10 protein-coding genes are annotated in these 12,527 nt (G+C 72.9%); 2 read left to right on the forward strand and 8 right to left on the reverse strand.

Annotated features, from left to right (window positions below; translation table 11 throughout):
• Positions 1 to 130 precede the first annotated feature (130 nt).
• From GLX25_RS11575 to recQ, 3 genes are all read right to left on the reverse strand, one after another.
• Positions 131 to 565, reverse strand: coding sequence for a DUF7144 family membrane protein (locus tag GLX25_RS11575; RefSeq protein ID WP_155842598.1), 435 nt, complete (start codon positions 563 to 565; stop codon positions 131 to 133).
• Positions 566 to 644: 79 nt separating this feature from the next.
• Positions 645 to 1,049, reverse strand: a complete 405-nt coding sequence (locus GLX25_RS11580; RefSeq protein ID WP_155842599.1) for a hypothetical protein — start codon at positions 1,047 to 1,049, stop codon at positions 645 to 647.
• 133 nt (positions 1,050 to 1,182) lie between these two features.
• Complete coding sequence (gene recQ, locus GLX25_RS11585; protein WP_155842661.1) at positions 1,183 to 3,054, reverse strand: DNA helicase RecQ; 1,872 nt, start codon at positions 3,052 to 3,054, stop codon at positions 1,183 to 1,185.
• Between the two features lie 292 nt (positions 3,055 to 3,346).
• Between recQ and GLX25_RS11590 the strand changes: the two genes are divergently transcribed.
• Positions 3,347 to 4,048, forward strand: coding sequence for an SDR family NAD(P)-dependent oxidoreductase (locus GLX25_RS11590; RefSeq protein ID WP_155842600.1), 702 nt, complete (start codon positions 3,347 to 3,349; stop codon positions 4,046 to 4,048).
• A gap of 37 nt (positions 4,049 to 4,085) precedes the next feature.
• On the opposite strand, the gene GLX25_RS11595 is transcribed toward GLX25_RS11590, so the two are convergent.
• From GLX25_RS11595 to GLX25_RS11610, 4 genes are all read right to left on the reverse strand, one after another.
• The gene (locus GLX25_RS11595) at positions 4,086 to 4,772 is read right to left on the reverse strand and encodes a copper resistance CopC family protein (RefSeq protein WP_155842601.1); all 687 of its coding nucleotides are present in this window, start codon (positions 4,770 to 4,772) and stop codon (positions 4,086 to 4,088) included.
• A gap of 5 nt (positions 4,773 to 4,777) precedes the next feature.
• Positions 4,778 to 5,512: a YcnI family copper-binding membrane protein gene (locus GLX25_RS11600; protein ID WP_155842602.1), complete on the reverse strand. Its 735-nt coding sequence runs from the start codon at positions 5,510 to 5,512 to the stop codon at positions 4,778 to 4,780.
• Between the two features lie 99 nt (positions 5,513 to 5,611).
• Positions 5,612 to 6,229 carry a hypothetical protein gene (locus tag GLX25_RS11605; RefSeq protein ID WP_155842603.1) on the reverse strand — a complete coding sequence of 206 codons (618 nt, stop codon included), beginning with the start codon at positions 6,227 to 6,229 and terminating at the stop codon, positions 5,612 to 5,614.
• 81 nt (positions 6,230 to 6,310) lie between these two features.
• Positions 6,311 to 8,314 (reverse strand): bifunctional metallophosphatase/5'-nucleotidase, encoded by a 2,004-nt coding sequence (locus GLX25_RS11610; protein ID WP_155842604.1) that lies wholly within the window; start codon positions 8,312 to 8,314, stop codon positions 6,311 to 6,313.
• Positions 8,315 to 8,556: 242 nt separating this feature from the next.
• On the opposite strand from GLX25_RS11610, the gene GLX25_RS11615 reads away from it, so the two are divergent.
• Positions 8,557 to 9,528 carry an EamA family transporter gene (locus GLX25_RS11615; RefSeq protein ID WP_155842605.1) on the forward strand — a complete coding sequence of 324 codons (972 nt, stop codon included), beginning with the start codon at positions 8,557 to 8,559 and terminating at the stop codon, positions 9,526 to 9,528.
• Positions 9,529 to 9,581: 53 nt separating this feature from the next.
• On the opposite strand, the gene GLX25_RS11620 is transcribed toward GLX25_RS11615, so the two are convergent.
• Positions 9,582 to 12,242, reverse strand: coding sequence for a DEAD/DEAH box helicase (locus GLX25_RS11620; RefSeq protein ID WP_155842606.1), 2,661 nt, complete (start codon positions 12,240 to 12,242; stop codon positions 9,582 to 9,584).
• Positions 12,243 to 12,527: the final 285 nt, after the last annotated feature.

Consider the following 12,527-nt stretch of genomic DNA (forward strand, 5'->3'; position numbering starts at 1 on the left):
GGGCGTCCCGACGGACGGAGAACTGCGTTCGTCGCCTACAAACGCCGGTTCGCGGCATCCGAGCACGCTTGACGAACCCTACAAACCGACCGCCGCTCGCTCTTGGATGATCGACAAGGATTCGCGTGAATCAGGGCTCCGAGGGCCGATCGGGCGCCAACCCGCGGAAGAAGCGCGTCGACTCGCCCGACCACAGCAGCAACAGGATGGCGACCGCGATGAGGGCGCTCACGATCTCGTTCACCGCACTCGTGGGGTTCGTGATCGCGGCGCTCACCGAGGCGATGATCGAGAAGACCTCGATGACGGTGATCGCGATCCGCGCCACCGAGTTGCCCCGCATCAGGCCGAAGGCGACGACGGCGGCGATCGCGCCGAGCACGAGCGAGACGGAGCCCATGATCGCCCAGGCCGTGCGCGTCGCGGCGTCCTCGCCGCCGATCGTGGCGAGGGTCAGCAGGAAGAACCCCGCGACCAGGTCGAGCGCGGCGTTCACCCAGACGAGCGCGCCCACCACCGTCACCGCCGCTGGTCGACGGACTCCCTCGATGCCCTGTCCGGTCATGCGTCCTCCTCCGTGTCGTGGTCGGGTCGTTGCGGGTCGTTGCGGGTCGTCGGGTCGTCGGGTCGTCGCAGGTCGCTCGTCAGCGCGTGAAGAACGCGCTCGCCTTCGGCGTCCAGAGCAGGATCACGACGAGGGCCGAGATCGCGAGGCCGATCCACTCGCCGACCGGGATGCCGAGGTACGCGACCGCCAGGAAGAGCGATCCGATGATCGAGATGACCTGGAGCACCGTGACGATCAGGCGTGCGGGCTGGCTGCCCCGCAGCAGGCCGCCCGCGAGGACGGCGGTGATCAGGCCGACGACGATCGACGCGATCGCGGCGGTGATGAGCTGCCCCGTGCCGCCGAACCCGTCGACGACCTCGGGCACCGCGAGGAGGAAGAAGAGGACGACGCCGGTGACCATGTCGATCGCCCCGGCGATGAACGCGAGCACCCCGATGATCGTGACGGTGACCGGCCGGCTTCCCTGTGCTGTGGACATGCGCTTCCCCGAATCCGCGCCGCCGCCCTGACGGCCTCTGGCCCGATGCTATCGACGGGGGCGCTGCGAGCGCGAGGGCCGATGGTGACGTGTCGTGAACCCGGCGGATGCCGCGGGCGGGCGCGACCCCGACTCAGCCGGCGTGCTCGGCGACGACCCGCACGAGCGCCGCCCCGTAGGCGTCGAGCTTCTTCGCGCCGATGCCCGAGATGCCGTCGAGCTCGGCGATCGCGCCCGGGCGGCGGACCGCGACTGCACGGAGGGTGGCGTCGCCGAACACGATGTAGGCGGGCACCCCCTGCTCGCGCGCCTCCGCGGCGCGCCACGCGCGGAGCGCCTCGAACAGCTCTGCGTCGCGCGGCTCGAGGTCGGCCGCGGCGGGCGCCGCGGCACGGCTCGAACGCGACGCGCGCACCGGGCGCTCGGGTTCGGTGCGGAACGAGACCCGCCGGGAACCCGAGAGCACGTCGGCCGAGGCATCCGTCAGCGTCAGGACGCCGTACTCGCCGACCGACTGCAGCAGCCCCTGCGCGAGCAGCTGGCGCACGACGCCCCGCCACTGCGCCTCCGACAGCTCGTCGCCGATGCCCCAGGTCGCGAGCGCGTCATGGCCGTACTGCTCGACCCGTGGCGTGCGCTTGCCTCGGAGGATGTCGACCAGGTGGCCTGCGCCGTACCGCTGCCCGCGTTCCCGCTGGAGCCGGACGATCGTGGACATCAGCTTCTGCGATGCGACCGTGCCGTCCCACGAGGCGGGGGGCTCGAGGCACGTGTCGCAGTTGCCGCACGGCTCGCTCTGCTCGCCGAAGTACGCGAGGAGGTTCTGACGGCGGCACTGCACGGTCTCGCAGAGTGCCAGCATGGCGTCGAGGTGGGAGGCCAGCCGCCGTCGGTGCGCGAGGTCGCCGGGGCTCTCGTCGATCATGCGCCGCTGCTGCACCACGTCCTGGAGGCCGTACGCCAGCCACGTGGTCGAGGGCAGGCCGTCGCGGCCGGCTCGACCGGTCTCCTGGTAGTAGCCCTCGACCGACTTCGGCAGGTCGACGTGCGCGACGAACCGGACGTCGGGCTTGTCGATGCCCATGCCGAAGGCGATCGTCGCGACGACGACCACCCCGTCGTCGCGGAGGAAGCGCTCCTGGGTCCGACGACGCGTGGCGGCGTCGAGCCCCGCGTGGTACGGCATCGCATCGACCCCGTTCGCCGCGAGGAACGCGGCGAGCTTCTCGGTGCTCGCGCGCGAGAGCGCGTAGACGATGCCCGCCACCGGGTGGCCGTCGGCGTCGCGGCCCTCGGTGCGGACGAAGTCGAGCAGCTGCCGGCGGACGTCGAGCTTCGGCGCGATGCGGTACTGGATGTTCGGGCGGTCGAAGCTCGAGACGAAGTGGCGCGCGTCGCCGAGTGACAGCCGCGTCGTGATCTCGCGATGCGTCGCCTCGGTCGCGGTGGCCGTGAGGGCGATGCGCGGCACATCGGGCCAGCGCTCGGCGAGTTCGGCGAGCGCGAGGTAGTCGGGGCGGAAGTCGTGCCCCCACTGGGCGACGCAGTGCGCCTCGTCGATCGCGAACAGCGCGATCGTGCCCCGCTCGAGGAACCGCTTGGTCTGCTCGGAGCCGAGCCGCTCAGGTGCGACGTAGAGGAGGTCGAGCTCGCCCGAGAGGTAGGCGCGCTCGACCGTCGCCCGCTCGGCCGGCGACTGGGAGGAGTTCAGGTAGCCCGCCCGCACGCCGTTGCGCACCAGCGCGTCGACCTGGTCGTGCATGAGCGCGATCAGCGGGGACACGACGACGCCGGTGCCCTCGCGGAGGAGCGCCGGCACCTGGTAGCAGAGGCTCTTGCCGCCGCCGGTCGGCATGAGCACCACGGCGTCGCCGCCGGTCGCGACGTGATCGATGATCGCGGCCTGCTCGCCGCGGAACCCGTCGTAGCCGTAGACCGTGCGGAGCGCATCGTCCGCCGAGCCGAATCGCGCCGGCGCGGCCGCCGGGGCGGCGATCGGCGGCATCCGCTCGGCCGACTGCGATCGCGCCGACGGGTCGGACGGCGGCGGCGGCGCCCACTCGTCGTCGGGGGGCGCGAGCTCGTCGGGGTCCCACGGGACCTCGTCGGCCCACGGGGGTGCGCCGGCGGGTTCGGGGTGCTCGCTCCAGGTCACCCGTCGACCCTACCCGGCGGCTCCGACAGGTCCCACGGGTGCCGGGACCTCCACGACCGGCGGGCGACGGGGAGGACGGGTCGCGGTGCGAGTCCGCTGTGAACCACGGGCGCGCGCGCCGAGGCGACCTAGGCTCGCGTCCATGACCCGCATCGATCAGGCGCGCATCCTCGTCGTCGGAGCGACCGGTGCGCTGGGCACGTCGATCGCGCGTCGCCTCGCGGACCGCGGAGCCCGACTCGTCCTGCACGGCCGGGATGCGTCCCGGCTCGCCGACGGACCGGCGCACGTCGCCGCCGTCGCGGTGGACCTCACCGACGCCGACGCTCCGGAGGCCATCGTCGAGCGGGCGGTCGAGGCACTCGGAGGGCTCGACGCGATCGTCATGGCCGCCGGCGTCGTCGGGTTCGACGGCGTCGCGGAGACCGCGCGCGAGGACCTCGAGACCCTGTTCACCGTGAACGCCCTCGCGCCGATGCGCATCATCTCGGTCGCGCTCCCGAGCCTTCGGGAGTCCGCGTCCGAGGGGAACCAGCCCGTGGTGCTCACGATCTCGGGAATCGTCTCGGAGCTTCCGACGGCCGGGCTCGCGAGCTACTCGGCATCGAAGGCGGCACTCGCGGCGTACGTCGCGGCGGCCGGACGGGAACTGCGGCGCAGCGGCATCCGCCTCGTCGACGCCAGACCCGGTCACACCGAGACGGGACTCGCGGAGCGCCCGCTGTTCGGAACCCCGCCCCGCTTCCCGCGGGGACACGATCCCGCGGCCGTCGCCGATCGGCTCGTGCGCGCGATCGAGGACGGTGCGACGGCGCTGCCGCCCGACGCGTTCACCGGAGCCTGATCGGGCCCCGACGCTGCGCCGGGCGGCAGCTCGGTCGTCAACGACCGGGTGAAGGCCCGTCGGGATCGTCGGTCGACTCGGGATCGTCGGTCGAGGCGGTCGCGTCGGGCTCGGCCGCGCTGCCGGCGGCATCCGCTCCGCGCGGTGCGCGGCGGACGAAGAGGAACGCGACCGCGGCGGCGACGGCGACGGCCAGCACGCCGGCGCCGATCCAGACGAGGTCCTGCGCGGCACCGCTCGACGACGCCTCGCCGGCCTGCGCGTCGCCGTCGTCCTCGCCCGCTCCCGCGGCGTCGGCGCACGGCGAGGCGTCGGCGCCCTCCGCCACGGGCTCGCCGTCGGCGGGCTCCCAGTCGAACTCGAAGTCGCCAGAGATCGGGTGCCCGTCGGCCGAGACCACTCGCCACACGACGGTGTACTCGCCCGGCCCGCCGAGTTCGGCCGCGACGCTCGCGATGGGTCCGTCGACGGCGGCGCACGCCGTGGCGTAGTGGAGCCCGTCGGGACCGACGACGTCCATCGCCGCGGCGCCGTCGGCGTCGAGCAGGGCGTCGTTGGTCTCGAGCCAGACGACGCCGGGTTGCTCGGTCACGGTGTCCTCGCCGTCGGGCGAGACGGCGATCACCGTGTTGTGCGCGAACGCCGGCACGGCTGGACCGCCGACCGCGACCAGGGCGGCGAGCGCCGCCCCGGTCGCGGCGAGCCGGGTGCTCCGGCGCGACATGGTCGTCAGGCCTTCTTCCCGCGACGTGCGAGGATCGCGACCGTCAGGCCGGCGGCGCCCACGGCGAGGCCGGTGATGCCGAGCACCCGGCCCAGGACGTCGACCGAGCCCTGCGTGGCCGCGGTCTCCTCGGCCTCGTGCTCCTCGCCGTGCTCGTCCGAGGCCTCCTCGGCGTCGCCGTGGCCGTGCGCGTCGCCGGTCGCCTCGGTGACCTCGATCGCCGGAGCCGGTCGCTCCGGCTCGGCGCCGTCGTCGCCGACGGGCTCGCTCCAGTCGTTCTCGCCCTCGGTGCAGGCCTGCAGCACCGGGAATTCGAGGCGCTCGCCCGCGGCGTCCTCCGGCAGCAGGACCTGGACCTGGAAGGTCTCGCGGTAGCCGTCGGGCTGCGGCGTCTCGGCCGTGTAGACGACCTGCCCGACGCGCTCGGCGATCACGTCGCCGTGCGCGCCCTCGACGGGCTCGTCGAGCTCGACCATGACCTTCTCGACGTCCCAGCCCGGCTTGAGGGTCGGCGTGACCGACAGGATCGACTCGGGGATGTCGATGGTGTAGCTCGCGGTCGGCGAGCCGTCGCAGCCGTGACCGGACGCGAACTCGAGGACGGCGTACGAGCCCGCGGCGGTCGAGCTCGGGTTGACGACGACGTGGGCCTGTGCCGCGACGGGCGCGGCGAGGGCGAGCAGGGTGCCGGCGCCGAGGGCGGTCGCGGCGGCTGCGGTGGTGCGGGTGATGGATCGCATCGGTGTTCTTCTTCTCCAAAGGGGTGCGTGGACGCGCTGCCGCGTTCGTCGGCAGTGGTTCGGCGCGTCGGCGCGAACGGATTCGGGGGTCGTGACCGCTCAGGCGGCCGCGATCACCGTCGGCGGGCCGCGGTGCCGGAGGGTGGAGAGGAGGAGGATGCCGAGGTGCGGCGGGCCGTCGCGGCGGGAGACCGGCGGGCGGGCGTCGCCTCGGCGGGCGACCGGTGCGCCCGCGAGGGCGGTGACGAGCAGGCGGATGCCGCGCGCGAGCGCGCCGCCCACGGCGGCGACGACGGCGGCCGAGCGGCCGAGCACGACGAGGAACGCGACCGTGAGGGCCGCGGCGGCCACGTGCGCCACCGGCATCGCGGCGTGGCCGTGGTCGACGGCGACGAACGCGTCGAGCGGGATGGCCCCGCCGGCCGCGTGGAGCGCGTGGGCGTCGACGGATGCCGCGGCTCCCGCGCCGGGCGTACCGAGCGAGTAGAGCAGGTGCAGGGCGGCCTGCGCGACGAGCGCCGCGACCGAGGCCCGCAGGAGCGGCATCCGCCCGCCGACGACGACCATCGCCACCGGGACGGAGAACGCGAATGCGAGGGCCAGCGCGATCGGGCCGGGCGGCGTGCCGCCGCCGACCGTGTGCGCGAGGGATGCCGCCAGCACCGCGAACGCGGCGACGGCCGCGCCGCGCGCTGCGCGTGCACCTCGGGTCATCACCCCACCAGCGTAGTCGCCCCGAGACGCGGAAGCGGCCCCGGGCCGAAGCCCGGGGCCGCCTGCGTGAGGACTCGATTCAGCTCACAGCGGGAGCGTGAACGAGCTCGTCGTGCCGGTCGGCGTCGTGATGACGAAGCGCGAATCGGCGGTCGCGCCTGCCGGGATGGTGAACGTCACGGACGCCCGACCGATCTCGTCGAAGGTCGCCGGGTTCGGGAACGACGGGTCCACGGCGACGGTCGCGACATCGACGCCCTCGAGCGAGACCGTCACGGTGCCGGCCTTCGGCTCGGTGGTGCTGAAGTCGAGCGACGAGAGGTCGACGGTGGCCTGTCCACCCGCGACGCTGACGACGTCGACGCCGACCGCGCGCTGGGCGTAGTCGGGCGACACGGTGCCGACCGTCTCGAAGTAGTCCACCATCGCCTCGAGGTCGATCTTGCCGCTGTCGGCCTTGTTCACGCCGTCGCGGAAGGTGACGAAGTTGTCACCGCCGGAGGCGAGGAACGAGTTCGCGCCGACCGAGTACGTCGCCGCCGGGTCGAGCGCCACGCCGTCGAGGAAGATCTCGGTGATGCGGGAGCCCTGTGCGGCGGTCGGGTCGTACGTGTACGTCAGCCCCTCGTTGACGCCGAGCTTGAGGAACGGACGCGACGCACCGGCGGGCTGCCACTGCTCCTCGAGGATGCCCTTGATCTGCGCACCGGTGAGGTCGAGCGTGACGAGCGTGTTCGCGAACGACTGGACGTTGGCCACCTCGCGGTACGTCGTCGAGCCCTGGTCGATGTCGGCACGGAGGCCGCCCGGGTTCATGAACGTGATGTCGACGCTGCGCGTGCCGTCCTCGTTCAGGGCCCAGAGCTGGACGTCGGCGACGAGGTTGCCGAGGGTCGACTCGCCGCCGCGGTTCTCGACGAGCGCGGGAACGCCGTTCACGACGCCGGGACGCTGCGCGCGGTTGAGCGCTGCCGCCGTGTCGCCGATGACGACGTTGCCGAGCTCGTTCGCGATCTCGGTGGCCTCGGTGACGATCGGCACGATCTCGGGGTCGGGCTCGTAGAGCCACGCCGTCACGTTGTTGTTCGCGTCGAACGCGGTCGCCATCGTGTAGAGGGTGTTCTCCATCTTGGTGATGGACTTCGTCGCGCGGTCGTAGCTGATCTCCATGTTGCTGAACCGCTCGCCGTACTGGCCGCTCGAGATGACGGGGCGACCGTCGATCACGTGGTTGTACGGCAGGTGCGTGTGGCCCGAGACGATCGCGTCGATGTTGTCGTTCGCGTTCAGCACGATGTCGCCGAACCGGCTGTTCGGGTCGGTCGCCGATGCGACGCTCGTCGTGGCGGCACCCTCGTGCACGAGCATGATGACGATGTCGGCCTCGCCGTTGCCCTTCTTGCCGTCGCTGAGCTCGTCGGCGACGCGGTTCGCGGCTTCGACGGGGCTGCCGACCGTGATGTCTTCGATGCCCGAGGGGCTCACGAGCGACGGGAGCTCGTCGGTGACGGCGCCGACGAAGCCGATGGTCACGCCCTGGAACTTCGCCAGCCAGTACTCGGGCAGGGCCACGTCGCCGGTGGCCTTGTCGTAGATGTTCGCGCCGAGGTACTCGAAGTCGGCGAGCGGCATCACGCGGTCGGTGAGGTCGGCGAAGCCCTTGTCGAACTCGTGGTTGCCCACCGAGCTGACGTCGAGTCCCGCGGCGTTGAGGGCCTCGATCGTGGGCACGTCGTCCTGGATGAAGGAGGTGAACGTCGACGCGCCGATCATGTCGCCGGCCGCGGCGAACACGGTGTTCGAGTTCTGGGCCCGGAAGTGGTCGACGGCGCTCGCGAGCCTGGCGATGCCCGCGGCGGTGCCCGACTGCTCGATGCGGCCGTGGAAGTCGTTCACGGTGAAGAGGTTGATGTCGACCGAACGGGCCTCCTGGCCCTTCGGGGACGGCGCGGCCTGCGCGGAGGCCATGCCGCCGAGCGCGAGCGCGACTGCGGTGGCGCCGGCGAGCGCACCGGCGGCCACCCGGCGGCGGGCCTGCTTGGGGGACGTGGCGCGGGACCGAGCCGCACCGGGGGAACGTTGCTGCATTGCGTGATCTCCTCTGCAAGGACGGATGCGGGAGACCGGCCTTCGCGCTCCCCCGGCGTCGCACGTGACCACCCCGGGTGCGGGCGGGCACTGCTCGGCAGCCTATGGCGGGGCCTGCGCCGAGGGAAGGGACTTGACCCACTCGTCACGCGGCGTTCAACGAATCGGCCGATTTTGCTCGGATGAGCAGCGCCCGCTGCTCAGATGAGCAGCGTCGTCGGGCGCCCCTAGGCTGAACCACGATGCTCACCGCGGTCCTCTCGCTCTCCGGCGCGATCGTCTACGGCGCCGCGGACTTCCTCGGCGGCCTCGCCGCGCGTCGCCTGGGCGCCCTCCTCGCCACGGCCGTCGCCTCGGTCGCCGGCCTCGTCGCGATGATCGCCGCCCTGCCCCTGCTCGGCGGCGCCTGGACCCCGCCCGACCTCGGCTGGGGCGCGCTCTCGGGCGTGATCGGCGCCGTCGCGATCGCCCTGCTCTACGCGTGCCTCGCGATCGGCCCGATGAGCATCCTCTCCCCGCTCACCGCCCTCATGTCGGCGATCACGCCGATGCTGTGGGGCACGCTCGTCGGCGCCGAACGCTTCGGGCCGCTCGGCGTCTGGGGCATCGGCGTCGCGCTCGTCGCGGTCGTCCTCGTCGGGTTCGTGCCCGAGCGCGGCGCGGTGCGGCCGAGCGCACGCGGCCTGCTGCTCGCGGTCGGCTCCGGGCTCGCGATCGGCGGGTACTACATCGCGATCTCGCACACGACGGATGCCTCGGGCGTCGTGCCGCTCGTCGCGAACCGCGTCGTCTCGGCGACCGTGCTGTTCGCCGCCTTCGGCGCGGTGACCGTGTTCGCCGCGCTGCGCGCGCGGTCCGGCGCGCTCGCGCCGAGCGCCGCCCGACCGGCAGCGGCGGATGCGACGGCGTCGGCCGGTCGCGACGCGGTGCCGGATGCCCCGGGGACCGCGACGCCCGGCGCGACGCGCTTCCGCGACCTCCGAGTCGCGCTCGTGCTCGCCCTGACCTGCGGCGTCGTCGACGCCACGGCGAACGTGCTGCTGCTCCTCGGCATCCGCGCGGGAGACCTCGCCGTGGCGGCCGTGCTCGGCGCGATGTACCCGGCGGGCACGATCCTCCTCGCGGCGATCGTGCTGCGCGAGCGGATCGCACCCGTGCAGTGGGCCGGGCTCGCGCTCGCGCTCGTCGCCGCGGGCCTGCTCGCACTGGCGTGAGCGCGCCGGACGCGGGCGGTCGCGCCGGATCGGCGCGCTGACGCGACCGGGCCTCAGAGCCGGACGACCTCCGCGATCCGCATGACGGCCGTGCCCTCCTCGGCGGACGCCTCGAGGTCGACCTCGCCGCGGATCCGCCAGTCGTGGTGGCCCGCGGGGTCGTCGATCACCTGCTCGACGCGCCAGGTGCCGCGCGCGGCATCCGTCTCGTCGATCGTCACGAGCCGCGGCGAGCGCGCGGGCCCGCCCGTGAGGATGTCGTCGTGCTCGTGGTAGTAGCGGTCGAGCACGTCGGGCCAGCCGACGTCGGGGTCGAGCTCTGCGAGCTCCTCGTCTCGCTCGAGCGCCGCGAGCTGCACCCGGCGGAAGAGCTCGTTGCGGACCAGGACCGTGAACGCGCGGCGGTTCGTGACGACCGACGGCGGTGCGGGCGGCACGACGGGCGCCTCGTCCTCGGGCAGGTGCGCCGACGGGTCGACGAGCTCGGCCCACTCGTCGACGAGGCTCGAGTCGACCTGGCGCACGAGCTCGCCGAGCCACTCGATGAGGTCGAGCAGCTCCTCGTCCTTGTGCTCGTCGGGCACCGTCTGCCGGATGGCGCGGAACGCGTCGGAGAGGTAGCGCAGTACGAGGCCTTCGCTGCGCTGCAGCTGGTAGTACGAGACGTACTCGCCGAACGACATGCTCCGCTCGAACATGTCGCGCACGACCGCCTTGGGGCTGAGCTCGAAGTCGCGGACCCACGGCTGGCTCGACGCGAACGTCTCGAAGGCGTGCGCGAGCAGTTCGTCGAGCGGCTTCGGCCAAGTGACCTCCTCGAGCAGCGCCATCCGCTCGTCGTACTCGATGCCGTCGGCCTTCATCGCGGCGACCGCCTCGCCGCGCGCCCTGTACTGCTGCTGCGACAGGATCGGGCGCGGGTCGTCGAGCGTCGACTCGATGATCGACACGACGTCGAGGGAGTAGTGGCCGGTCCCCTGCTCGCTGGTCTTCGGGTCGAGCAGCTCGATCGCGGCGAGCGCGAACGGCGACAGCGGCTGGTTCAGCGCGAAGTTCGGCTGCAGGTCGACCATGAGCCGCAGCTCGACGCCGAGGCCGGCGCCGCCTTCGTGCGCCGAGTGATACCCGTCGCGCCGAGTGTTGCCGGCGGACCGGTATCCCTCGGCGGCACCGGTATCACTCGAGGGCCGGGTCGGGGTCGGGGTCGGGGCCGGGAGGATCTCGACGACGTCGGCGTCGCGGAGCGTGCGGAGGATGCCGAGCGCGCGGCGGGCGAGCTCGTACTGCCGGGCTCGCGACTCGTGGTTGTCGAAGACGAGCGAGCGGATGCCGCCGACGACGTCGCCGCCGCGACCGACGACGTTGATCAGCATCGCGGCCGTGAGCGTCAACTGCGGCACGAGCGGCTCGGGCTCCGCGTCGACGAGGCGCTCGAACGAGCCCTCGCCCCACGTGACGAACCCGGCCTGCGGCTTCTTCCGCACGATCTTCTTCAGCTTCTTCGGGTCGTCGCCCGCCTTGCGGATCGCGGTCTCGTTCTCGATCTCGTGGTCGGGCGCGAGCACGACGACGGTTCCGGCGGTGTCGTAGCCGGCACGGCCCGCCCGCCCCGCGATCTGGTGGAACTCGCGGGCGGAGAGCTGCCGCATCCGTTGCCCGTCGTACTTCGAGAGCGCGGTGATGAGCACCGACCGGATGGGCACGTTGATGCCGACGCCGAGCGTGTCGGTGCCGCAGATGACGCGCAGCAGGCCGCGCTGCGCGAGCGTCTCGACGAGGCGGCGGTAGCGCGGCAGCATGCCCGCGTGGTGCACGCCGATGCCCGCGCGCACGAGCCGGGAGAGGATCTTGCCGAACCCGGTCGTGAAGCGGAAGCCGCCGATCGCCTCGGCGATCTCGTCGCGCTGCTCGCGCGTGACGACGCGGATCGACGAGAGCGCCTGCGCGCGCTCCATCGCGGCCGCCTGCGAGAAGTGAACGATGTAGACCGGCGCCTGCTTGGTCTCGAGGAGTTCCTCGACGGTCTCCTGCACGGGCGTCTTCGCGTACGAGAAGTGGAGCGGCACCGGGCGCTCGACGCCGGTCACGCGCGCGACGTCGCGACCCGTTCGGCGCGCGAGGTCGTCCGCGATCGCGGACACGTCGCCGAGCGTCGCCGACATGAGCACGAACTGCGCGTGCGGCAACGTGATGAGCGGCACCTGCCACGCCCAGCCGCGGTCGGGGTCGCCGTAGTAGTGGAACTCGTCCATGACGACCTGGTCGACCGCGGCATCCGCCCCCTGCCGGAGCGCGAGGTTCGCGAGGATCTCGGCCGTGCAGCAGATGATCGGCGCGTCGGCGTTGACCGAGCTGTCGCCCGTGACCATGCCGACGTTCGCTGCGCCGAAGATCTCGACGAGCTGGAAGAACTTCTCGCTCACGAGCGCCTTGATCGGCGCGGTGTAGTACGTGCGGCCCCAGGGCCGGCCCGCGTCGCGGGCGGCGGCGGTGCGGGCGACGGATGCCGCGTGCGCCGCGACCGCGACGAGCGACTTGCCCGTTCCCGTGGGCGTCGACAGGATCACGTTCGCGCCCGAGACGAGCTCGATGACCGCCTCGTCCTGGGCGGGGTAGAGCGCGAAGCCGCGGCCGTCGGCCCAGTCGACGAACGCGTCGTACATGGCGTCGGGATCGTACGGGCGCGGGGCGGCCTCGAGCAGGGTGGGGGTCATCCGTTCGAGTCTGCCGCATGGGGCCCGTCGGCGCTGCCGCCCGCGTTCGCGTCGTGCCGCCGGAGCGCGGATCCCTCGAGAAGTCGCATATGCAGGGTCGCACCGTGCATCCGCGACTTCTCGGGAGCGGGCGCGACGGCGCCCAGGAGTCGTTCAGCTCGAGAAGTCGCAGATGCAGGGTCGCCCCGTGCATTCGCGACTTCTGGGCGAGCGACGGGGCGCGGCGCGCGACGGGGCGCGGCGCGCGACGGGGCGCGGTGCGGTTCGCGCGCAGGGCCCGGAACG

Origin of the sequence: Agromyces luteolus (assembly GCF_009729855.1) — a bacterium.
GTDB lineage: Bacteria > Actinomycetota > Actinomycetes > Actinomycetales > Microbacteriaceae > Agromyces > Agromyces luteolus.

Excerpts from the sequence above, each read along its gene's own strand:
- GLX25_RS11590 (WP_155842600.1), top strand. The coding sequence starts at position 3,347 with ATGACCCGCATCGATCAGGCGCGCATCCTCGTCGTCGGAGCGACCGGT.
- recQ (WP_155842661.1), bottom strand. The coding sequence starts at position 3,054 with ATGCCGCCGATCGCCGCCCCGGCGGCCGCGCCGGCGCGATTCGGCTCG.
- GLX25_RS11600 (WP_155842602.1), bottom strand. The coding sequence starts at position 5,512 with ATGCGATCCATCACCCGCACCACCGCAGCCGCCGCGACCGCCCTCGGC.
- GLX25_RS11595 (WP_155842601.1), bottom strand. The coding sequence starts at position 4,772 with ATGTCGCGCCGGAGCACCCGGCTCGCCGCGACCGGGGCGGCGCTCGCC.
- GLX25_RS11615 (WP_155842605.1), top strand. The coding sequence starts at position 8,557 with ATGCTCACCGCGGTCCTCTCGCTCTCCGGCGCGATCGTCTACGGCGCC.
- GLX25_RS11575 (WP_155842598.1), bottom strand. The coding sequence starts at position 565 with ATGACCGGACAGGGCATCGAGGGAGTCCGTCGACCAGCGGCGGTGACG.
- GLX25_RS11610 (WP_155842604.1), bottom strand. The coding sequence starts at position 8,314 with ATGCAGCAACGTTCCCCCGGTGCGGCTCGGTCCCGCGCCACGTCCCCC.
- GLX25_RS11620 (WP_155842606.1), bottom strand. The coding sequence starts at position 12,242 with ATGACCCCCACCCTGCTCGAGGCCGCCCCGCGCCCGTACGATCCCGAC.
- GLX25_RS11580 (WP_155842599.1), bottom strand. The coding sequence starts at position 1,049 with ATGTCCACAGCACAGGGAAGCCGGCCGGTCACCGTCACGATCATCGGG.